Annotated in this window: 19 protein-coding genes; 6 read left to right on the forward strand and 13 right to left on the reverse strand. The window is 66.6% G+C overall.

Annotation, left to right across the window (positions count from 1 at the left end):
- Positions 1 to 7: 7 nt before the first annotated feature.
- Positions 8 to 1,015 carry a KpsF/GutQ family sugar-phosphate isomerase gene (locus tag U0025_RS15210; RefSeq protein WP_004208270.1) on the reverse strand — a complete coding sequence of 336 codons (1,008 nt, stop codon included), beginning with the start codon at positions 1,013 to 1,015 and terminating at the stop codon, positions 8 to 10.
- A gap of 298 nt (positions 1,016 to 1,313) precedes the next feature.
- The gene (locus U0025_RS15215; RefSeq protein WP_004208271.1) at positions 1,314 to 2,312 is read right to left on the reverse strand and encodes an NAD-dependent epimerase/dehydratase family protein; all 999 of its coding nucleotides are present in this window, start codon (positions 2,310 to 2,312) and stop codon (positions 1,314 to 1,316) included.
- A gap of 172 nt (positions 2,313 to 2,484) precedes the next feature.
- Between U0025_RS15215 and U0025_RS15220 the strand changes: the two genes are divergently transcribed.
- Together U0025_RS15220 and U0025_RS15225 are read left to right on the forward strand one after the other, a co-directional pair.
- Positions 2,485 to 3,621 (forward strand): GNAT family N-acetyltransferase, encoded by a 1,137-nt coding sequence (locus tag U0025_RS15220; RefSeq protein ID WP_037490474.1) that lies wholly within the window; start codon positions 2,485 to 2,487, stop codon positions 3,619 to 3,621.
- On the forward strand, positions 3,618 to 4,490 hold the full coding sequence (locus U0025_RS15225; protein ID WP_004208273.1) for a cupin domain-containing protein: 873 nt from the start codon (positions 3,618 to 3,620) through the stop codon (positions 4,488 to 4,490). The genes U0025_RS15220 and U0025_RS15225 overlap by 4 nt, the downstream gene beginning before the upstream one ends.
- Here the strand turns inward: U0025_RS15225 and U0025_RS15230 are convergent.
- From U0025_RS15230 to bla, 3 genes are all read right to left on the reverse strand, one after another.
- On the reverse strand, positions 4,468 to 5,538 hold the full coding sequence (locus U0025_RS15230; protein ID WP_004208274.1) for a GNAT family N-acetyltransferase: 1,071 nt from the start codon (positions 5,536 to 5,538) through the stop codon (positions 4,468 to 4,470). The genes U0025_RS15225 and U0025_RS15230 overlap by 23 nt on opposite strands.
- A gap of 149 nt (positions 5,539 to 5,687) precedes the next feature.
- Complete coding sequence (locus U0025_RS15235; RefSeq protein WP_004208275.1) at positions 5,688 to 6,053, reverse strand: DUF962 domain-containing protein; 366 nt, start codon at positions 6,051 to 6,053, stop codon at positions 5,688 to 5,690.
- A gap of 31 nt (positions 6,054 to 6,084) precedes the next feature.
- Positions 6,085 to 7,152: a class A beta-lactamase gene (gene bla, locus U0025_RS15240; RefSeq protein WP_010338315.1), complete on the reverse strand. Its 1,068-nt coding sequence runs from the start codon at positions 7,150 to 7,152 to the stop codon at positions 6,085 to 6,087.
- A 96-nt stretch (positions 7,153 to 7,248) separates the two neighbouring features.
- Here bla and ung point away from each other — a divergent pair, with 96 nt between their 5' ends.
- Together ung and U0025_RS15250 are read left to right on the forward strand one after the other, a co-directional pair.
- Positions 7,249 to 7,941 (forward strand): uracil-DNA glycosylase, encoded by a 693-nt coding sequence (gene ung, locus U0025_RS15245; RefSeq protein ID WP_004208277.1) that lies wholly within the window; start codon positions 7,249 to 7,251, stop codon positions 7,939 to 7,941.
- Complete coding sequence (locus U0025_RS15250) at positions 7,938 to 9,014, forward strand: D-alanine--D-alanine ligase family protein (RefSeq protein ID WP_004208278.1); 1,077 nt, start codon at positions 7,938 to 7,940, stop codon at positions 9,012 to 9,014. The genes ung and U0025_RS15250 overlap by 4 nt, the downstream gene beginning before the upstream one ends.
- A gap of 90 nt (positions 9,015 to 9,104) precedes the next feature.
- Here the strand turns inward: U0025_RS15250 and rpoZ are convergent, their stop codons facing one another.
- Positions 9,105 to 9,449, reverse strand: coding sequence for a DNA-directed RNA polymerase subunit omega (rpoZ, locus tag U0025_RS15255; RefSeq protein ID WP_004208279.1), 345 nt, complete (start codon positions 9,447 to 9,449; stop codon positions 9,105 to 9,107).
- A gap of 87 nt (positions 9,450 to 9,536) precedes the next feature.
- Between rpoZ and U0025_RS15260 the strand changes: the two genes are divergently transcribed.
- Positions 9,537 to 10,766, forward strand: coding sequence for a phospholipase D-like domain-containing protein (locus U0025_RS15260; RefSeq protein WP_004208280.1), 1,230 nt, complete (start codon positions 9,537 to 9,539; stop codon positions 10,764 to 10,766).
- Here the strand turns inward: U0025_RS15260 and U0025_RS15265 are convergent.
- The gene (locus U0025_RS15265) at positions 10,726 to 12,777 is read right to left on the reverse strand and encodes an FUSC family protein (RefSeq protein ID WP_004208281.1); all 2,052 of its coding nucleotides are present in this window, start codon (positions 12,775 to 12,777) and stop codon (positions 10,726 to 10,728) included. The two genes, U0025_RS15260 and U0025_RS15265, sit on opposite strands and share 41 nt — an antisense overlap.
- A gap of 355 nt (positions 12,778 to 13,132) precedes the next feature.
- Between U0025_RS15265 and U0025_RS15270 the strand changes: the two genes are divergently transcribed.
- Positions 13,133 to 14,566 (forward strand): M20/M25/M40 family metallo-hydrolase, encoded by a 1,434-nt coding sequence (locus U0025_RS15270; protein ID WP_004208282.1) that lies wholly within the window; start codon positions 13,133 to 13,135, stop codon positions 14,564 to 14,566.
- A 61-nt stretch (positions 14,567 to 14,627) separates the two neighbouring features.
- On the opposite strand, the gene U0025_RS15275 is transcribed toward U0025_RS15270, so the two are convergent.
- The 6 genes from U0025_RS15275 to ald form a co-directional block, all read right to left on the reverse strand.
- Entirely contained in the window at positions 14,628 to 15,020 is a 393-nt protein-coding gene (locus U0025_RS15275) for a hypothetical protein (protein ID WP_004208283.1), read from the reverse strand.
- Positions 15,021 to 15,195: 175 nt separating this feature from the next.
- Entirely contained in the window at positions 15,196 to 15,759 is a 564-nt protein-coding gene (locus tag U0025_RS15280) for a hypothetical protein (RefSeq protein ID WP_004208284.1), read from the reverse strand.
- A complete protein-coding gene (locus U0025_RS15285; RefSeq protein WP_004208286.1) occupies positions 15,752 to 17,104 on the reverse strand; it encodes a sensor histidine kinase in 1,353 nt (450 codons plus the stop codon). The genes U0025_RS15280 and U0025_RS15285 overlap by 8 nt, the downstream gene beginning before the upstream one ends.
- Positions 17,097 to 17,795 carry a response regulator transcription factor gene (locus U0025_RS15290; protein ID WP_004208287.1) on the reverse strand — a complete coding sequence of 233 codons (699 nt, stop codon included), beginning with the start codon at positions 17,793 to 17,795 and terminating at the stop codon, positions 17,097 to 17,099. Before U0025_RS15290 ends, U0025_RS15285 begins: the two co-directional genes overlap by 8 nt.
- A 230-nt stretch (positions 17,796 to 18,025) precedes the next feature.
- Positions 18,026 to 18,856, reverse strand: coding sequence for a sulfite exporter TauE/SafE family protein (locus U0025_RS15295; RefSeq protein ID WP_004208288.1), 831 nt, complete (start codon positions 18,854 to 18,856; stop codon positions 18,026 to 18,028).
- A gap of 360 nt (positions 18,857 to 19,216) precedes the next feature.
- Positions 19,217 to 20,332: an alanine dehydrogenase gene (gene ald, locus U0025_RS15300; protein ID WP_004208289.1), complete on the reverse strand. Its 1,116-nt coding sequence runs from the start codon at positions 20,330 to 20,332 to the stop codon at positions 19,217 to 19,219.
- Positions 20,333 to 20,342 lie beyond the last annotated feature (10 nt).

Raw genomic sequence — 20,342 nt, forward strand, 5'->3', positions numbered from 1 at the left:
AATATGGTCAGGCGACCCCGGCGTGCAGCAGGTCGTGCATGTGAAGCGCGCCGACCAGATCGCCATCCTCGCACACGAACAGCAGGGTGATGTTGCGATCGTGCATGATGCGCAGCGCTTCCGACGCCAGTTCGTCGGGACCGATCGACTGCGGCGTCACGGTCATGAAACGGCCGACCGCATCGGTCAGATTCTGCTTGCCGGTCACGGCCCGGCGCAGATCGCCATCGGTGAAGGCGCCGATCAACTGGCCACCCTGGTCGACGATGGCCGTGCCGCCAAGGCGCGCACGGGTCATCTCGATCGTGGCGTCGAGCAGCGAGGAATCCTCGCACACCCGCGGCACGTCGCTGCCCGCCGACATCAGTTCGCGCACCTTGACGAGCTGCGCCCCGAGACGGCCATTGGGGTGGAATTTGTAGAAATCATCGGCCGAAAAGCCGCGCATTTCCATCAGCGACATCGCCAGTGCGTCACCAAAGGCCATCTGCAAGGTGGTCGAAGTGGTGGGCGCCAGCATATTGGGGCAGGCTTCACGCACCGCCGGCATCAGCATGCAGACATCGGCAGCCTCGGCCACGGTGCTCTGCGCCTGCGCCGTCATCGCCAGCAGCGGGACGCCGAAGCGCTTGCAATAATGGATGATCGGCCCGAGTTCGGTCGATTCACCCGAGTGAGACAGCATCAGCACGACATCGTCCGGCGTCACCATGCCCAGATCGCCATGGCCGGCATCGGCCGGATGCAGGAACAGCGCGGGCGTGCCGGTGGAGGTGAGCGTCGCCGTCATCTTGCGCGCGACGATGCCGCTCTTGCCGATGCCGGTGACGATCACGCGTCCCCGGACATTGATGATGATACCGACGAGCCGCAGGAAGGCGGCGGAAAATTCCCGGTCGGAAAATTTGGCTTCGAGTGTATTGAGCCCCCTGGCTGCCAGGGCGAGACTGCTGCACGCCGTCTCCACAATATGCGCACCCGAGCCGAAAGGAACGATCTTCGAAACTGTCGACACGCTTCTTGCCCTTTTTTCCGCGTATCGCCGCCGACATGCTCCAGCTGACGCCCGCGGTGTCGATGCGCCTTGCCAGCGCAGCGTCCATCCCTTGTTCCGCGACCCCAGGCCGATTTTGCAATCAGCACCCTGCAACTGTCTACGCCGTTTCAGGCACTTATGGCAATCCATTTCGCAAGTGCGGCAAGGGGCACTGAAGTCGGAAGGCAGGGGGAATGGGGCAGAAATACAAGATGAAATGAGCTAAATCATCGACAAGCCGAGGAACTTTTCGACAACTCGACATATGTCGCAACACTCACAGTCGATGATAGTCGCGATACCAGTTGACGAATCGGGGCACGCCCGACTCGATCCCGGTGGTGGGCGCAAAGCCGATATCCTGGGCAATCGCACTGATGTCGGCGAAGGTCGCCGGCACGTCGCCCGGCTGCATCGGCTGGAAGTCCAGTTGCGCCTTGCGCCCCACAGCCTCCTCCAGCACGGCGATCAGGTGCATCAGTTCCTCGGGCCGGTTATTGCCGATATTGTAAAGCCGGTGCGGCGCCCGGCTGCCGCCCGCCTTGAGCGCGCCGTCATCGCCCGGCGGGGAATCAAGACAGCCGATCACCCCGGCGACGATGTCGTCGATATAGGTGAAGTCGCGCTGCATCCGGCCATGGTTGAAGACCGGGATCGCTTCACCGGCGAGGATCTTCTGGGTGAAGATCCACATCGCCATGTCGGGCCGCCCCCAGGGACCATAGACGGTGAAGAAGCGCAGCCCCGTCATCGGCACGCGGAACAGATGGGCATAGGTCTCGCTCATCAGCTCGTCCGCCCGCTTGGTCGCGGCATAGAGAGAGACCGGATGATCGGTGCGATCCTCGACCCGGAAGGGCAAGCTCTCGTTGCCGCCATAGACGGACGAGGAAGAGGCATAGACCAGGTGGCGCACCCGCCGTTCCCGCGCCAGTTCGAGCATGTTCACATGGCCGGCGAGGTTGGAGCGGACATAGGCATGGGGATTGATCAGCGAATAGCGCACGCCGGCCTGGGCGCCGAGATGGACGATCGCCTCGATCGGATGATCGGCGAGCAGCGCCTGAAGCGCGGGCATGTCGGCAAAGTCCAGTTCGGCGAAGGTGAACAGCTTGCCATGGCGCTGTTCGAGCGCCGCGATCCGGTCGCGCTTGAGCGAGACCTGATAATAGTCGTTGAGATTGTCGATGCCGATCACGGCGCGCCCGTCGGCCAACAGCCGGTCGGCCACCGCCATGCCGATGAAGCCGGCCGCGCCGGTTACCAGGATCGTCAAAGCGTCATCCTCCTTGATCGGGCCGACAGGCGCGTCGCCGCCAGAACCATGGCGGTTCACAGACAATCCGACGCGCGATGTAAAGCCCTTTCCCTCATAAGCCGTTCGATACAGGCTTCCATGCGGCGGAATACTTAGGCATTCCCTAATCTTTCCCGGCTAAGGCGAGGCGATGGACATGGCAGCGCACCCATCTCCCCCCTTTGCATCCGACAGCCTGCCGCTGACGGCCCCGCGCGCGCGCTGGGCGACTCTCGCCGCAGAGGCGGCCGAACCCAATGCCTTCTACGCGCCCGACCTGCTGGCAGCGGCGATCGACCATCTGGCCGGCAGTGGTGACGTGCGCGTGATCGAGGCGCAGGCGGATGGCGAACTGATCGGCCTGCTGCCGGTGACGGTGCAGGCGCGCCACGGCCGCTTGCCGATCGGCTGCGTCGCCAACTGGATGCACGACCATTGTTTCTTCGGCGCGCCGCTGATCCGGCGGGGCCAGGAGATGGCGGCGTGGCGCGGCCTGCTGGCGCAACTGGACGCGGCCGAATGGGCGCCGCATTTCCTGCACCTGCGCGCGCTGGACGCGGCCGGCGCCAATGCCGCCGCGCTGGAAGCACTGTGCGTCGAACAAGGGCGCGGCCGGCGCGAGGTGCATCGCCATGACCGGGCGATGCTGCGATCCGACCTGTCGGCCGACGCCTATTGGGAAACCCATGTCCGCGCCAAGAAGCGCAAGGAAATCCGCCGCCTGCAGAAGCGACTGGCGGAACTGGGAACGGTCGAGCAGCGATTGCTGGACGATGGTGCCGACCTGCCGCGCTGGTGTGGCGACTTCCTGGCGCTGGAGGCGTCCGGATGGAAGGGCCGCGAGGGCAGCGCACTGGCGAGCAGGCCCGATGACATCGCCTTCTTCCGCGCCGCCTGCGCCGCAGCCTTTGCGGCGGGACGGCTGCATTTCCTGCGCATCGACCTGGATGGCCGGGCGATCGCGATGCTGGTCAATTTCCGCCATGGCGACGGCGCCTTTTCCTTCAAGATCGCCTTTGACGAGGAGATGGGCCGCTTTTCGCCCGGCGTGCTGATCGAGATCGCCAATCTGCACGCGGTGCAGGATGATCCGGCGATCGGCTGGATGGACAGCTGCGCCGCCGCCGATCATCCGATGATCGACAGCCTGTGGGCCGAGCGCCGCAGCATCGTCCAATATCGTATCGCCCTGCAGGGCAAGGGCGCGACGCGCCTGCGCCGGGCAGCGGCCTTTGCATTGGCCGGCGGGGTCGAACGGATCGCCAGCCGCATGAAAGGACAGGAATGACCGTGCATAGCCCGATGGCGCCGGCCACCGACGCGCCGCATTTTTCGGACAGCGCCCGCGCCGCCTTCGCCGCCGCCTATCCCGACCAGCCGACCAAGCTGACGCATCAACTGGTCGGGCATGAATTGCTGACACTGGATGCGCTGGCGACGCTCGCCGAGCGGATGCCGGCGAGCGCGGTCGAATATAATCTGGGCAAGCTGCCGTTGGGCGTGCGGCCGGAGGATACGCCATCCAACGGGCTGAGCCTGGGCGAGACGATCCGCACGATCGAGAGCAATGGCAGCTGGGCGGTGCTCAAGAATGTCGAGCGCGACCCGGCCTATGGCGCGTTGCTGGACGCGGCGCTGGCGGAGCTGGAGTCGATCGTCGCGCGCAGCACCGGGCCGATGCTGCACCGCGAGGCGTTCATCTTCCTGACCTCCCCCGGCAGCGTCACCCCATTCCACATGGACCCGGAGCATAATATCCTGCTGCAGATCATGGGGACCAAGGTGATGACCGTGTTCCCGGCGCGCGACGAGGAACTGGTGCCGGCGCAAAAGAGCGAGGAATTTCACAATGGCGGTCATCGCAACCTGATCTGGCAGGACGGGTTCAAGGCGCGCGGCACCCCCTTTCCGCTTGAACCCGGCGAGGCCGTGCATGTGCCGGTCAAGGCGCCGCATTTCGTGGAAAATGGCCCGGCCGTGTCGATCAGCCTGTCGATCACCTGGCGGTCCGACCGCAGCGTGGCGGAGGGCGAATTGCACAGTTTCAACGCCCTGCTGCGCAAGCGTGGCTTGCCGACCGGCGCGGTGAGCGAACGCCCCGAGCAACAGGGCATTCGCCGCTTCGTCTATCGCGTCATGCGGAAGCTGGGCGTTTAAGGATCCTGCGCGCCAGTGCCTCGGCCTCCAGCCGGGGGCTGAAACGCTCGACATGCCACCACTCCAGCGCCTCTTCGCGGGTCGAGAGGCTCTGTTTGTAGCGATCCTTGCCCGCGAGCAGCGAATAGAGGCTGAGGCCCCGCGTGGCATAATGGCCGACGGCAGCGGCGTGACAGAGCAGGCCCGGCTTGTCCTTGGCGGTGCGCGGCTGGGCGAAGGCGGACTGATAGTTCATCGCCTGCCCGTCCTGCACGAAATTGACCAGCAGGCCGACCGGGCCGCCGGCATCGGCAAAGCGCAGCAGTTCGACCGCGCCCGAGGGCAGTCCGCGCGCCGCGATGGTGGCGACGAACTGGCGAAAGCCCTGATCGTCCCAGGCATTGTCGGCATGGCGCCCCATGTTGAGCGCGGCCATCTCGTCCAGCCAGGGGGCGATGTCATCCAGCGTGCCGACCGTGACATCGGGCAGCGGCCCGCCATGATCCTTCATCGCGCGGCGGATCTGGCTGCGCGTATTGCTGCTGAGCAGCGCGAGATAATCGCCGTCGGCGGCGCGCACGGCGTCGAGATCGACCTGGTAGACGGGCGAGGAATCGACCCGCAGTTTGCGCCGGGCCGGCAGGCCAAGCAGCGGCGAATCCGGGGAGATGCCGCTCAGCCGCAACACACGCCAGTCACGGCGCCGGGCGATGGCGTCGATCGCGGCAGCGACGGCCGCCGCCTCCTGCCCGCGCGCGGCGAGCAGACCATTATATTCGACATAGGGCCGATCCACCGCCGGATCGCCCGACTGGTTGAGGCTGAGCGTCGCCACCCGCCCCAGCAGGCGCGGGCGCATCGCATGGCCGACCAGCGCCAGCGCGACATCCTGTCCGCTTTCATCGGTGACGGCGAGCAGTTCGGGACGCACGCCATAGCTGTCGAGCCAGGCCCCCACCCAGGTCCAGCGCAGGAAGAAGGACGCATCGCTGCGTGCCTCCAGCGCCTGCCAGCGGGCGGCCAGCGCCGACCGGTCGGTCGGCAGGGAGAATGTCGCGGTGAGCCCCATCGCGCCCCTCTTGTGACAGAGCGGCGGCGGGAATCAAGCGCTTGCGATGGCTAGAAGCTGTTCCCACGCCCAACCACTCGATCCAGTATCATCCTGCCTGAAATCCTGGGCGGGGGAGCGGGCTGGAACCGGCCTTCTCAAACGGACTCTCAGCCGCGAATGCGACGCTGCGGATCGACCGTGCCGTCGGAGCGGATGCCGGCACGGGCCAGATCGCGGCGCATATGGCCGGTCAGGAAACGCTGGAGCATCACGAAATCGGCGCGCAGCGACCAGAGCGGATAGCGGAAGGTGGCGGGACGATTGCGCTCGATCAGCATATGGCTGACCCAGGCGAAGCCATAGCCGGCGACCGGCAGCGCAGCGGCCAGCCACCATCGACCCGTAATGGCCGCCGTGGCCGCGATGCCGACCACCAGGCTGGTCCCGGCATAATGCATGGCGCGCGTCGCGGGCCGGGCATGTTCCTGCAGATAATAGGGCCAGAAGTCCCGGAACCGGGTGATCTGGGTCATAAGGGGCATCCTCTCTGTTATGCCCCATCTTTTATACGTGGACGTTCAACTTGTTAAGCGCCACGCGCCGCTTGGGCGCAAAGAGGAAATAATCATAGGCCGCACGGGCGGCCTGGGCCATGATCTGGTCGCGCGAGACATGGCCACGGCTGTCCTTCATCACGAAGACGGTGATGGCGAAGCGGCGGCCATCGGGCAGGCCGATGATGCCGACATCATTGCCGACGCCATTGAGCGACCCGGTCTTGTGCGCGACCGGGGTGCCGGGCGGCAACATGCCCGACAGGCGCAGTTTACCGGTCTGGCAATGGCCCATGATGGTGAAGAGCAGTTGCGTGCTTTCCGGCTTCAATGCCTTGCCCGATTCATAGGCGACCAGCAGCTGGTTCATCGCCAGCGGCGTCGCCGTGTCGCGCGGATCGAGCATGAAGTCCATGTTCGGCAGATCGCGCACGTCACGCCGCTGGATCATCGGATCGGCGCGGCGGGCGGCACCAGCATTCTGCTGGAAGGTGCCGGACTGGGGATTGATGCCCATGGCGCGGTAGAGGAGATGCGCGGTATCGCTATCGACGCGCAGGCCATGGATGCCAAGGCCGGCGACGAAATCGCTGACCGCCTTCGGCCCGCCGGCGCGGGCGACCAGCACGTCGGTCGCATTATTGTCGCTGCGCGTCAGCATCAGGTCGAGCAGCTGGCTGACCGGCAGGGTCGCGCCGGGGCGCGAGAACATCCAGGCGATGCCGCCTTCGCTCGCCAGCGCGGGATCGAGCGCGAGCCGGTCGTCGAGCTTCAGGCTGCCGGCATCGACCAGCGAGAGGATGCGGCCCGCGACCGCGACCTTGTAGGCGCTGGCCATGGGGAAGAGCGTATCGCCATTGCGCGACTGGATCTCGCCGGTCTGCAGATCCTGCACCGCGACGCCGACCGTGCCGTCCGACAAAGCGGCGAAGCGGTCAAATTCGGCCAGAAGATGCGCCTCCGCCGTCAGCAGCACCTGTGGCCGGGGCGGCGGACCGAAGGCATCGGCGCTCGGCAAAGGCGCAAAGAACAGGCCAAGGGCGGCGCAGCTGGCGCCAATTTGACGGAGAGACGGCATGGCCCGTCTGTCGCCCATCATGGGTCGGGTGGCAAGATATTTGATCGGCTTTTCCCGCAGTTGACGCAGGCATGCCGGGGGTTCATCACGCCGGCCATGAACGACACCATCAAGCTGCACGAAAGCTGGCGCGCGCCGCTGCGCGACCAGTTCGCCAGCCCCCATATGCAGGGCCTGAAACAGTTCATCGAAGCGGAAAAGGCGGCCGGCAAGCGCATCTTCCCCAAGGGGAATGAATATTTCCGGGCACTGGACCTGACCCCGCTGGACCAGGTGAAGGTGGTGGTGCTGGGGCAAGACCCCTATCATGGCGAGGGCCAGGCGCATGGCCTGTGCTTTTCGGTCCAGCCCGGCGTGCGGACGCCGCCCTCGCTGGTCAATATCTACAAGGAGCTGGAAAGCGACCTCGGCCTGCCGCGCGCGCGCCACGGCTTTCTGGAGCATTGGGCGCGGCAGGGCGTGCTGCTGCTCAACAGCGTGCTGACGGTCGAGATGGGCCGGGCCGCGTCGCACCAGGGCAAGGGATGGGAGACATTCACCGACGCGATCGTCCGGCTGGTGGCGCAGAAGGAGGAGCCGGTCGTGTTCCTGCTGTGGGGGGCCTATGCCCAGCGCAAGGCCGGCTTCGTCGATTCCGGACGCCATCTGGTGCTGAAGGCCGCCCATCCTTCGCCACTGTCGGCGCATAACGGCTTTCTGGGCTGCCGCCATTTCTCGCAGGCCAATGATTTTCTGGAGGCCAAGGGGCGCGGCGCGATCGACTGGCGCCTGCCGGAGGTGGTGGCATGAGCGGGCCCGCGGTCGCCCTGCTCTATCAGGCGCTGCCGCCGCCGGTGATCGACGGGCTGCGCAAGGATGCCAAGCCCGGCGGCTATTCCGATGGCGGGGCGGATATCGGCTTTGCATTGAAGGGCCTGGGCCGCACGGTGGTGACGCCGGTGCCCGCGCCCGATCCGGCGCAGGCGATGCAATGGGTGTTCCCCGACACGGCCGACGGGATAGCAGCCGCGATCGCGGCAGGCGCCGACACGATCTGGGCCAATAGCGTGCTGTTCGAGGGGCATCCGATCGAGGCCGTGATGGGCCAGGTCGCCATCGTCGGCCAGACCCCGGTCGCCACGCAGAAATATGACGACAAGTTCGCCACCAACCGGATGCTGGAACAGGCCGGCTTGCCGGTGGCGCGCGGCTTTTTGCTGGCTGATCGGCCGAGCGAAGGCGTGCATGCGCTGGCCGATGTCGGGCAGCTTCTGGCCGATCTGGCCATCCCCTTCCCGCTGATCGTGAAGCCCGTGCGCGGTCGGGGCAGCCAGGGCGTGACGCTGGTGCGCGATGGTGATGCGCTGAACGCCGCGGCCCGCAGCCTGATCGACGAAGGCAAGTTCGGCACGCTGCTGATGGTCGAGGAATTTCTGGACGGCGAGGAAATGACCATCACCGTCCTGCCGCCGGCCGCGCCGCGCCCGTCAGGTAAGAAGGGCGACCGCCATTTCGCGCTGCGCCCGGTGCTGCGCTTCGACCAGAAGGACGGTGTCGCCCCCTATAATGGCGATGTCGCGGTGACGCAGAACAGCGTCGCGATCGGCCCGGAGCGGATGGAAGAAGCCCCGGTGCTGGCGATGCTGGAAGCCTGTGTGAAGGCAGCGGGGCTGGTGGAATCGCGCGCGGTGATCCGCATCGACTGCCGCGCCGATGCCAGCGGCCAGTTCAAGCTGTTCGACCTCAACATGAAGCCGAACATGACCGGTGCGGGCCGGCCGGGCCGCGCGGACCAGGATTGCCTGTCGGCGATTGCCGCGCGGGCCGATGGCTGGTCCTATGCCGACATGCTCGACGCGATGCTGGCGACGGCCTGGAAATAACGCCCCGGAATCCGGTGCCCAGAATCATTGAGGCCCGGTCCCGCTTGCGCGGGCCGGACCCCTTCCCTCTCCAAACCGGAAAGTGGAAAATCAGCCGTCGTAATCGCCGCCGATATTCTGGTTGCGCGGCGGCGCCGCAGCGGTCAGGCGCAGGGCCTCCGCAGACTGGGCGATCGAACCGATTTCATCGGGCGTATCGTCGTCGTCAATCTGGACCTTCTGCAGCGACGCAACGACCGAATCATGCAGGTCGGCGGGCAGAATGGTTTCCTCGGCGATTTCGCGCAGGGCGACGACCGGATTCTTGTCGCGGTCACGCTCAAGCGTCAGCTCGGCGCCACCGGAAATTTCACGCGCGCGCTGGGCGGCGAGCAGGACGAGATCGAAACGGTTGGTAACCTTGTCGACGCAATCTTCGACGGTGACGCGGGCCAATCGGGCCTCCTGAAAAATCAATAGGGAATCTTGAACTTGGCGCCTAGCAGTGGCGGCCTGTCGAGTCAATGAAAAGCCCATAAAGCCATGGCGCGCCGCGGCAAAGCGGCGCATGAAGGGGCCATGGCGTCGCGACAACAGGAAGCCCCGACCAGCCCGATCAGCGTCACGCTGAACGGCAACCGACTGACCGTCATCGAAGAAGGCGCGGCGCTGCGCGATGCGCTGGTCAGACTGATCGACGGCGCGCGCACGAGCCTGAAACTCTATTATTATATCTTCGCCGACGATGGCAGCGGCCGGTTGATCTGCGAGCGGCTGGTGGCGGCGCGGGCACGCGGCGTGGCGGTGACGCTGATGATCGACGGCTTCGGATCGGCCAATACGCCCGACAGCCTGTTCGCCCCGCTGATCGCGGCGGGTGGCCATTTCGCCCGGTTCGGGACGCGCCGGTCGACCCGCTACCTGATCCGCAACCATCAGAAGATCGCCCTGGCCGACGACAAAAGGCTGATGATCGGCGGCTTCAATGTCGAGGATGGCTATTTCGGCATCCCCGCCGACGATTGCTGGCGCGACCTGGGGCTGCTGCTGGAAGGGCCGCAGGCCGAGGCGATGGCGCGCTGGTATGGCCAGCTATGGCGCTGGGTCACGAGCAAGGGACAAAGGTTCCGCACGCTGCGCGCGATGGTGCGGCACTGGCACCCATCGCTGCATCATGATCCGGCCGATCCTTTCCGCTGGCTGATCGGCGGGCCGACCCGGCGGCTGAGCCCCTGGGCGCAGGTGGTGAAGCATGACATGGACCGGGCGCAGCGGCTGGACATGGTCGAAGCCTATTTCTCGCCCGGCCGGGGCATGATGAAGCGGATCGCCCGCGCCGCCCGGCGCAAGGGCGCGCGCCTGATCCTGCCGGCCCTGTCGGACAATGGCGCGACGATCGCGGCGGCACGGCTGCTCTATGGCCCGCTGCTGCGACGCGGGGTCGAGATATATGAATATCAGCCCTGCAAGCTGCACATGAAGCTGATCGTGATCGACGATGCGGTCTATATCGGATCGGCCAATTTCGACATGCGCAGCCTGTTCCTCAACCTGGAGCTGATGCTGCGGGTGGAGGATGCCGGCTTTGCCGAGGCGATGCGTGGCTTCATCACCCGGCAGACCGGCGAGAGCCGGCAGATTTCGCTGGAGACCTATCGCGCCAGCCGCACCGGCCTGTCGCTGATCAAGCAGTGGATCAGCTATCTGCTGGTCGGCGTGCTGGACTATACCGTCACGCGGCGGCTGAATTTTCGCGATCCCGACGCGGACTGAGCGGAATATCGGGCGCGATGTTGCGGCGCAGGCTGGTGAGCGCCAGCAGCGCCAGCCGCCGATCATCGACCGCGCCGTTCCGGCCGATGGTGGCGAGCGCCGTGTCGATGGCCCGCACCAGCGCAGGATCGGGATCGCCCTGCCCCCTGGCGCCAAGCCGATCGAAATGCTGGCGCACGCGCCCCAGCACGACGTCGAGCAGCCGGTCGTCGCGGGCATGGGCGCGCACCCGGAAGCGGTGGAGATCGTCGAGCGACATGCCCACGCGCGTGTCGCGCAGGATATCGAGCAAGGGCGCGGTGGTGTCGCTGCCCAGCTCGGCAAGGCGCGGGGTCAACAGGCCGATACGGTCGAGCATGGTGTTGATCCATTTGACCGTGTCGGGCTGCTGGCGCGGATCGGTGCGCAGGGCAAGATCGCGCCAACCCGCCCGGAGCAGGCGCAGCGCGGACTGTTCGGCGCCCACGGTGCGGACCATCTTGAGCGCCCAGACCGCGAGCAACGCGCCCAGCATCTGGGCAATGGCGGCATTGGCGAAACTGTCGAACTGCCCGGTATAATAGCCATCGAGGCCCATCAGGCCGGGCAGCGAGAGGATCATGCCGATCGCCATCGCCGCCAGCCGCCGCCGCACCATCATCGCGCCGACCAGCAGGAAGGCCGGCGCCAGCACCGCGACCAGCACCGGGAAGTCGGACACGCGCGGCAGGATGGCAAAGGCATAGGGCGCGGCCACCAGCACCGCGCAGCAGGTACCCTGCCACACTTTCCAGGCGGCGGGCGCGGGATCATCCATATTGCTGAACAGGGCGCAGATGATGCTGGCGATGACGACCGCCCCTGCCCCGGCCGGCCAGGCCGACAATATCCAGAGCAGGCAGCCGATCAGCACGGTGAGGCTGGTCGCCAGCGCGCCGCGCAGCGCCAGGCCATAATCGCGGTGCAGGACGCGGCGGCGGGCGTTGCGGATCGCTTCCCGCGCGGGCGGTGACAGGGGGATGCGATCGGCGCCCATCGCCGCCTGCAACTCGCGGCAGACGGCATGGACGGCGACCAGTTCGGCCAGCCGGTCGAGCATGCTGAGCTGCAATGCCGCGTGCCAGGCGAAGGGCAAGCGGCAATCAGGTTCACAGGCGCGGGCGCGGGCGCGCAGTGCTTCGGCCGCCCCGCCCTCCCCGTCCGGCGCGCCCAGCCAGGCGACGACATCGTCCAGCAGGGCATGGACTGCCGGCGGCAAGGCATCGGCCCGCTGCAACTGGCGACAGCGATCCTCGACCGCGCTGGCCAGCGGCAGCAGCAGGCAAAGCTGCGTCTCCAGCGCGCGCAGCACCCCGGCCTTCAGCCGCAGCGCGCTGCTTTCGAACGGCAAATGGGTGGCAAGCTGGTGCAGTTCGTGGATGTCGGTCGCCAATTGCCGGCGGTCGCGCGTCACGACCGCATCGCCATGATCGACCCGCAGGGAATCGCGCGACCAGCGTTCGGCGTCGATCATGATCGCATCGATCCGCGCCTGGAGGCGAGCCGACACGGTGCGCGGGAAGACGAGGCTGTGGACCAGCGTGGCCGAGGCGATGCCGATGCCGATTTCCTGGGCCCGCAGGCTGGCGGCGGTGAAGATCGTCGCCTGCGCCTCGACCGCCGGGAAGGCGACGATCCCGGCGGTATAGCCCGCCAGCAGGAAGGTGTAGGCGCGCGGCGTCCGGTCGAGCAGCGCGACGAAGGTGCAGAGGCCAAGCCACAGCGCCAGTGCGAGCGAGAGAAGTTCGGGGGCATTGCCGAGCAATGGCACCAGCAGGATCGCCACACCCGCGCCGATGACGGTGCCGAGCAGGCGGAACATCGCCTTGGACGACACTGCGCCGGCGAGCGGCTGGGCGACGATATAGGCGGTGATGATCGCCCAATAGGGCCGGTCCAGCCCGATCCGCAGCGCGATATAATAAGCCAGCATCGCCGCGAGAAAGGCCTTGAGCGTGAACAGCGCGTCATGGCCGCCGTAGCGATCGGCCATCCAGCGCGCTTGAGGCAAGGCAGGCGTCACGCGGCACATCCAGCATCATCGGGCGGGGCCAGGCAGGGCGGCGACGCCGGTCGGGAGAATGAAAGCCGGACGCGTCGGCCCGCCACGCCGGATCGGGCGCGCATTGCTGGAGCTTCAGGCAAGCCCTCTATGCGCCTGTCCATGTGGCGAAACAATATGAGCCCAAGGCACAGTCATTGTGCATGATATGCACAACCCAGCCGGGCCAGCGGGCATCAATCATCCCCTTGCCGCCGCCCCCGGCTTTCTGCACAGTCGCGCCGCCCAGCCGGGCCAGGGAGACGCATTTCCAAGCGTCGCACAATCAGAACAAGGACATCGCCCCATGCCATCCCGTCGCTTAGTTGCCGCCTTGCCCGCCGCCGCGCTGCTGGCCGCCAGCCTCAGCCCCCTGCACGCCGCCACCGCGGCCGATACGCAGGCCCGCGCCGGCGAAGCCGCCTTCCGCACCCTCTACAAGGAACTGGTGGAGACCGATTCGAGCTGGCCCAATGGCAGCTGCACGCTCGCCGCCGAACAGATTGCGGCGCGACTGAAGGCGGCGGGCTATGCCGATGGCGACATCGCTGTCGTGGTCGATCCGGCCCATCCCAAGGAAGGCAATCTGACCGCCGTGCTGCGCGGTTCGAACGCCAAGCTGCCCGCGCTGCTGCTGCTCGCCCATATCGACGTGGTCGCGGCCAAGCGCGCCGACTGGACCCGCGATCCCTTCACCCTGATCGAGGAAGGCGGCTATTTCTATGGCCGGGGCACGTCGGACGACAAGGCGATGGCGGCGAGCTTCGCCGACGCCATGATCCGCTTCAAGCAGGAAGGCTACAAGCCCAAGCGCACGATCAAGATGGCGCTGACCTGTGGCGAGGAGACGGAGAAGGCGCTGAACGGCGTCGAATATCTGCTGAAGCACAAGCCCGATGCGATGGCGGCCGGATGGGCGCTCAACGAAGGCGGCGGCGGGTCACTGGACGAGAATGGCAAGCCGGTCAGCCATGGCGTGCAGGCGGGCGAGAAGGTCTATCAGGACTTCACCTTCACCGCGACCGCGCCGGGCGGCCATAGTTCGCGCCAGGAACCGCATTTCAATGCGATCGGCTGGATGGCGCAGGCGCTGGCCAATGTGAATGCCTATGACTTCCCGGTGAACCTGACCCCGGCGGCCAAGGCCTATTTCGGCGCGTCGGCGCCGCTCTATCCCAAGCTGTCGCAGCCGATGGCGGCGGTCGGCGCGGGCAAGGCGACCGAGGCGGACTATGCCGCGATCTCGGCCGCCAATCCGAGCTGGAACGCGACCCTGCGCACCACCTGCATTCCGACGCTGATCAATGGCGGCCATGCCCCCAATGCCCAGCCCCAGTCGGTGACGGCCAACGTCAATTGCCGCATCATTCCGGGCGAGGATGTCGAGGCGGTGCGTGCCAAGCTGGCGCAGGTGGGCGGCGACGAGAAGGTCAAGGTGACGCTAGCCGATCCGCCGCAGCCCAAATCGTCGGCGCCGCAGCTGACGCCGCAGATCATGGCGCCGATCGAGGCGCTGACCAAGGCGATGTGGCCGGGCGTGCCGGTGATCCCGCGGCTCGCCACCGGGGCGACCGACGGGCGCTTCACCAATGCGGCGGGCATCCCCACCTATGGCGTGTCGGGCATGTTCGCCGATCCCGATGGCCAGGGGGTCCATGGCCTCAATGAGCGCATCCGGGTCAAGTCGCTGCTCGACGGCCGCGCCTTCCTCTACCGCCTGACCAAGGCCTATACGCAGTAACGCGAAAGGGCTGGCCCGGATGACCGGACCAGCCCTTTTTATTTGGGTCAGCGCGCGCGGATCAGCGGCCGCTGCTGCCCAGCACCCGGACTTCGCCGACCGGATAGCCCTTCTCGGCCATTTCCTTGGCATAATCGCCGCGCGCATCGGCCAGTTCGGTGCGATATTCCTCCCAGGCGTCGCGATTATCCTCCGCATCGCTGGAATGGCGCAGATCCTTGGTCAGTTCCTTGCGCGCCTCGGCCAGGTCGGTCTGGTAATTGAACCAGTAGTTGTTCTCCACGCCGGCGATCGGCGCTTCATAGACAAGCTGGTCCTCGACCGACGCCAGTTGTTCCTCATAGCTCACCGGGCCTTCCCCCGGAGCCGGGCCACGCGCCTGGGGCTGGGCCATGGCGGCGATCGGGGTCATGCCGACCATGGCGATGGCGGTCAGAAGCATCGAACGGTTCATGACGTTTCTCCTCTTTCCTCATCGAACCTGCGGCAATAACGCACCGGGACCGGCATTTTGCGCCTGAACGGATGTGCAGAATGGACGAAGCGAGGCCCGGCGGCGGTGGGCCGCAGCGCCCAAAAGGGCCGAATGTCGGGCTTTTCCGCCCTGTTTTCAGATGATTGGGATCAGATCAGCGGATCACCAGATAGAAGGTCGCCGGCGCGCTGCCGCCATTCTCTATCTCGATCGCATAGCGTTCGGTGAACAGCGGCAGCCAGGCGCAATCGGCCTGCGGCGCGGCCACCGGCTTGGCGCACAGCGTGCCGCCATCGGCATTGCGCACCCGGACCGACAGGGATGCGGCGATGCCGGTGGCGCGTGCCACCGAAATCTGCGCGCGCTGGCCGGCAAGGAACAACTGGCGCAGCGTCACCCGCCCGCCCGCCGCCAGAGACCCACGGCGATAGGCGGGGCCGAGCGCGCGGCCGCGATAGACCGGCCCGGCATGGACGGCACCGCCGGCCTGCGCCTGCTGCGACCAGAGGGAGGACAGGTCATCCTGCCCCTCCGCCGGGCGCGCGCCGAGCAGCTTGAGAGTGTCGGCCGCCGCCGCGAGTGCGGCTTGATCACCCCTCGCCTGCGCCAGATCCCCCTCCGCCAGGGTGCGCATCAGCGCATCGGTCGGCATCGGCTCCTCGACCACCGCGACCGGGCCGACGCCCAGCATCAGCAGGGGCAGGAAGAGCCTAATCATCCGCCATCTCCGGCTGCACGACGAAGCGGGCGCCGGGCGCGGCATCCTCGACATGGATGGTCAGGCCATGGCGTTCGGCAATCGCACGGGCCAGCGCCAGCCCCAGACCATGGCCGCTGCCGGGCGACGGATCGAGCCGGACATAGCGGTCGAAGACCAGTTCGCGCGCATCGGCCGGTATGCCCCGGCCATTATCCTGCACGATGATCAGCGGCCCCGGCGCCAGGCTGAGCAGCACGCTGCCGCCGCGCGGCACATATTTGAACGCATTGTCGAGCAGGTTGGACAAGAGCCGGGTGATCTGCATCGGATCGGCGCGGAAGGATATGCCCGGCGCCACCATCGCGTTGAAGGCGATGCCCAGATCCTCTGCACTGGCGCCATAAAGGTCCGCCAGATTGTCGGCGATCTCGCTGAGGTCGACATCGGCAAGGCCCCGGCGATCGCCGCGCAATGCCTGGGTGCCGGCAATGTCGAGCAGGGAATCGAGCAGCCGCACGACACTGCGAATCTCGTCGCGCGACCGGCCCAGGGTCCGCAACAGCCCCTCATCCCCGGTCCGTTCCATCGCTTTCAGGATACGCGTGTCGAGATGCATCAGCGGGGTGCGGATCTCGTGCGCGGTCTGATCCGACACGGAGCGCTGGGCCTCCATCAGCCGCTGCACCTGATCCAGCATCGCATTGGTGTTCGCCGCCAGTTCGGCCAGTTCGTCGCTCGCCCCGGTGGCGCGTGCGCGCGCACCGATATCGCCGGCGCGCACCGCGTCGAAGACATGGTTGATCCGTTCGACCCGACGCCGCAGGCGGCGCGCCGCGAAATGGCCGGCGGCAAGGCTGAGCAGGGCGACGATGGCGCCGGCAATGGCAAAGGCGATGGCGAGCCGGGTCTGCAGCGCCCGCGCCCGAATGTTGCTGCGCCCGACGATCAGCCGGGTGTCGGGACCAAGCAGCGTCGCCCGCGCGAACATGCGGTCGCCGCCGGGCAGGCGGATCAGCCGGGCTTCGGATACTTCGGACGCCAGGGCGGGCCAGTGATCGATATTGCCCGCCACCCGGCGCCCGGCCGCATCGGCGAGCAGATAATAGGCCTTTTCGCTATCGCCGCGCTCCATCGCCAGTCGATCGGCGATGCGCGCCCTCAGTTCCGCCTCGCCACTGCTGACATAGATGTCGGCCAGGCCCGCCAGATCGGTATCGACCTCTCGCCCCAGCATCACGCGCCCGTCGGTCTCGACGATCCGTTCGACCACCAGGAACAGCACCAGCGTGGATGCCAGGCTGACCAGCAGGGCCGACAGCGTGACCCGGCCGAAGACCGAGCGCAGCAGGCCGAACCTAGCCATGGGCGGCGATCAGCCGATAGCCGGTGCCCCAGACCGTCTCCAGGACGGCGCTGTCGAACCCTTCCTCCAGCTTGCGGCGCAGGCGGCCGACATTGACGTCGACGACATTGGTCTGGGGATCGAAGCTGAGTTTCCACACATGGCGCAGCAGCATCTCGCGCGTGACCACTTCGCCGGCATGTTCCATGAGGTAGCGGAACAGCGCAAATTCCTTGGGCGACAGCGGCACATGGCGGCCGCCGCGATGGGCGGTGCGCGCCTTCACATGGCATTCCAGATCGCCGAACAGCAGCACCGAATCCTGCTGCAACCGCCCGGCCCGGCGCCACAAAGCGCGCACGCGGGCGATCAGTTCGTCCGGTTCGAAGGGCTTGGCCATATAGTCATCGACGCCGCTTTCCAGCCCCTCGACCCGATGCTCGCTGCGGCCGAGCGCGGACAGCATCAGCACCGGCGCCTCGATCCCGGCGACGCGCATGCGCGTCACCACGTCGATGCCCGAAAGATGCGGCAGGGTGCGATCGAGGATGATGACATGATAGCGGCCCGATGCGGCGCGCTTGAGCCCTTCCGCGCCATCCTCGGCCAGGTCGACGACCATGCCGGCGCGGACGAGGATTTCGGCGATATTGGCGCGGGCCGCCGGGTCATCTTCCACCAGCAGCACGGAAATCGGGTCGGTTTGCGCCATCTTCACCGCCTGTCAGATAGCGCGAACGGCTGCCAGTGACAAAGCCTGTTAAGGCGGTCACTGGCGGCCGTTAAGAGCCTGTTTGAAAAATCGCGAAAGAGCGATTTTTGGTTACGGCACCAGCCCGCTCCCCCGCCCAACCGCCCGATCCAGTGTCATCCTGTCGGGCGGTTGGGCGGGGGAGCGGGCTGGTACCGGCTTTCTCAAACAGCCGGATTATCAGATCATTATCAGATCTTGAGCCCCGCGCGCAGCATCAGCGCACCGATGATCAGCAGATAGACGCCGAAAATCTTCTTCAGCGGCCCGGCGGGCAGGCTGTGGGCGGCGGCCACGCCCAGCGGCGCGGTCAGCATCGACATCGATGCGATCGCTATCGTCGCGGGGATGTTGATATAGCCCAGCGAACCCCAGGGCAGGCCGCCTTCGCGAAAGCCGATGATGGCAAAGCCGATGGTGGTCGGGATGGCGATCAGCGTGCCGATGCCCGATGCGGTGGCGATGGCGCGGTGAATGGTGCGGCCGCACAGCGTCATCGTCATGATGGCAATGGTGCCGCCGCCGATGCCCAGCAGCGAGGAAAAGGTGCCTAGCCCGCCTGCAATGCCGATGCGCGCCAGCCCCGACGGCATCTGGTCGCTGATCACCTTGCCGTTCAGCACCGGGATCAGGAAGTTGAGCGACATCAGGATGACGCCTGCGCCGAAGATCATCTTGAGCGTGCGGCCATCGACATGGCCCGCCAGCACGACACCCGCGCCGCAGCCCAATATGATCCAGGGCGCCCATGTCTTGAGGACGTCGAACTCCACCGCGCCGCGCTTGGAATGCGCCAGCAGCGATCGGATGGAGGTCAGGATGATCGTCGCCGCCGACGTGCCGATCGCGACATGGGCGATGCCGTCCTTCGTCCCGCCCAGCAGCGGCAGCACCACCAGCAGCGCCGGCACGACGACGAAGCCGCCGCCGATGCCGAAGATGCCGGCGGCAAAGCCGGCGAGCAGGCCGGCGGCCAGCATGGCAACCAGCGGCACGAGCCAGGTCATGATATCACCGGACATCAGCACGCCCCTTTCTGCAGTGCGCGACCGGCGCGCATGATGGAGCGATCGCCTTTTTGGATCAAGGCGGCGAATGTGGGGAAATCGACCATGATGTTAAACCATGCCTCTCTTCGGCGGAACCAGGATGCATGGGGGGCATGTGGTCATGTCCCCCTGCCCGACTAGACGAACGAGATCTTGGAACCCGCAAGAGAATCCATGGCGTTTATTTGACAATCGGGAAACAAAGCCCGGCGACGCGACGTCGCGCCAGACGAAAAACGGCGCAAAATAAAAGGACGCCAGCCCCGCAAGGGAGGGCTGGCGTCCTTTTGCCCGGCGCCTGTCGGGGACGCCGGGAAACAGGGGGCGGCGCGATCAGGCGATCGCGTCTTCCGCCGGGGTGTAGGGCAGGCCGAGATCGTCGGCGACGGCCTTGTAGGTGACCTTGCCGTCCCAGACATTGAGGCCCGCGAGCAGGTGCGGATCGCGGCGCAGCGCGTCCTTCCAGCCCAGTTCGGCGATGCGCAGCGCATGCGGCAGGGTCACGTTATTGAGTGCATAGGTGCTGGTGCGGGCGACCGCACCGGGCATGTTGGCGACGCAATAATGGACGATGCCGTCGATGATGTAGGTCGGGTCGGCATGGGTCGTGGCATGGCTGGTTTCGAAGCAGCCGCCCTGGTCGATCGCGACGTCGACCAGCACTGCGCCCTTCTTCATGGTCTTGAGCATGTCGGCGCTGACCAGCTTGGGCGCAGCGGCGCCCGGAATCAGCACCGCACCGATCACCAGATCCGCCTCGGCCACGCATTCGGCCAGGTTCGCGCGGTTCGAGAAACGGGTCTTGGCGCGCGCCTCGAAATACATGCCCAGCTTTTCGAGCACTTCGGGATTGCGGTCGAGAATGGTGACGTCGGCGCCAAGACCGGCCGCCATCTGCGCCGCGTTGAAGCCGACGACGCCGCCGCCGATCACGACGACCTTGGCCGGCAGCACGCCCGGCACGCCGCCCAGCAGCACGCCGCGGCCGCCATGCGCCTTTTCAAGGGCTGTGGCACCGGCCTGGATCGACATGCGGCCGGCCACCTGGCTCATGGGCTTCAGCAGCGGCAGGCCGCCGCTCGCATCGGTCACGGTTTCATAGGCGATGCAGGTCGCACCCGAGGCGATCAGGTCGCGGGTCTGCTCCGGATCGGGCGCGAGGTGGAGATAGGTGTAGAGGATCTGGCCGGGGCGCAGCATCGCGCGCTCGACGGCCTGGGGCTCCTTCACCTTGACGATCATCTCGGCGCGCGCGAACACTTCGGCGGCCGTCGCGATGATGGTGGCGCCGGCCCGCTCATAGAGCGCGTCATGCGCGCCGATGCCCTCACCCGCGCCGGTCTCGACCAGAACCGCATGGCCATGGGCCGTCAGTTCATGGACGCTCTCGGGGGTCAGGCCGACGCGATATTCGTGATTCTTGATTTCCTTGACGGTGCCGACGATCATGAGACGCTCT

The organism is Sphingobium yanoikuyae (assembly GCF_034424525.1).
Lineage (GTDB): Bacteria > Pseudomonadota > Alphaproteobacteria > Sphingomonadales > Sphingomonadaceae > Sphingobium > Sphingobium yanoikuyae.

Bases quoted from the DNA above. Each gene is read 5' to 3' on its own strand.
- U0025_RS15270 (WP_004208282.1), top strand. From the start codon at position 13,133: ATGCCATCCCGTCGCTTAGTTGCCGCCTTGCCCGCCGCCGCGCTGCTG.
- U0025_RS15280 (WP_004208284.1), bottom strand. From the start codon at position 15,759: ATGATTAGGCTCTTCCTGCCCCTGCTGATGCTGGGCGTCGGCCCGGTC.
- U0025_RS15290 (WP_004208287.1), bottom strand. From the start codon at position 17,795: ATGGCGCAAACCGACCCGATTTCCGTGCTGCTGGTGGAAGATGACCCG.
- U0025_RS15275 (WP_004208283.1), bottom strand. From the start codon at position 15,020: ATGAACCGTTCGATGCTTCTGACCGCCATCGCCATGGTCGGCATGACC.
- U0025_RS15225 (WP_004208273.1), top strand. From the start codon at position 3,618: ATGACCGTGCATAGCCCGATGGCGCCGGCCACCGACGCGCCGCATTTT.
- ald (WP_004208289.1), bottom strand. From the start codon at position 20,332: ATGATCGTCGGCACCGTCAAGGAAATCAAGAATCACGAATATCGCGTC.
- U0025_RS15265 (WP_004208281.1), bottom strand. From the start codon at position 12,777: ATGGCCGATCGCTACGGCGGCCATGACGCGCTGTTCACGCTCAAGGCC.
- U0025_RS15235 (WP_004208275.1), bottom strand. From the start codon at position 6,053: ATGACCCAGATCACCCGGTTCCGGGACTTCTGGCCCTATTATCTGCAG.
- U0025_RS15285 (WP_004208286.1), bottom strand. From the start codon at position 17,104: ATGGCTAGGTTCGGCCTGCTGCGCTCGGTCTTCGGCCGGGTCACGCTG.
- U0025_RS15295 (WP_004208288.1), bottom strand. From the start codon at position 18,856: ATGTCCGGTGATATCATGACCTGGCTCGTGCCGCTGGTTGCCATGCTG.
- U0025_RS15250 (WP_004208278.1), top strand. From the start codon at position 7,938: ATGAGCGGGCCCGCGGTCGCCCTGCTCTATCAGGCGCTGCCGCCGCCG.
- U0025_RS15230 (WP_004208274.1), bottom strand. From the start codon at position 5,538: ATGGGGCTCACCGCGACATTCTCCCTGCCGACCGACCGGTCGGCGCTG.
- U0025_RS15260 (WP_004208280.1), top strand. From the start codon at position 9,537: ATGGCGCGCCGCGGCAAAGCGGCGCATGAAGGGGCCATGGCGTCGCGA.
- ung (WP_004208277.1), top strand. From the start codon at position 7,249: ATGAACGACACCATCAAGCTGCACGAAAGCTGGCGCGCGCCGCTGCGC.
- U0025_RS15220 (WP_037490474.1), top strand. From the start codon at position 2,485: ATGGACATGGCAGCGCACCCATCTCCCCCCTTTGCATCCGACAGCCTG.
- bla (WP_010338315.1), bottom strand. From the start codon at position 7,152: ATGCCGTCTCTCCGTCAAATTGGCGCCAGCTGCGCCGCCCTTGGCCTG.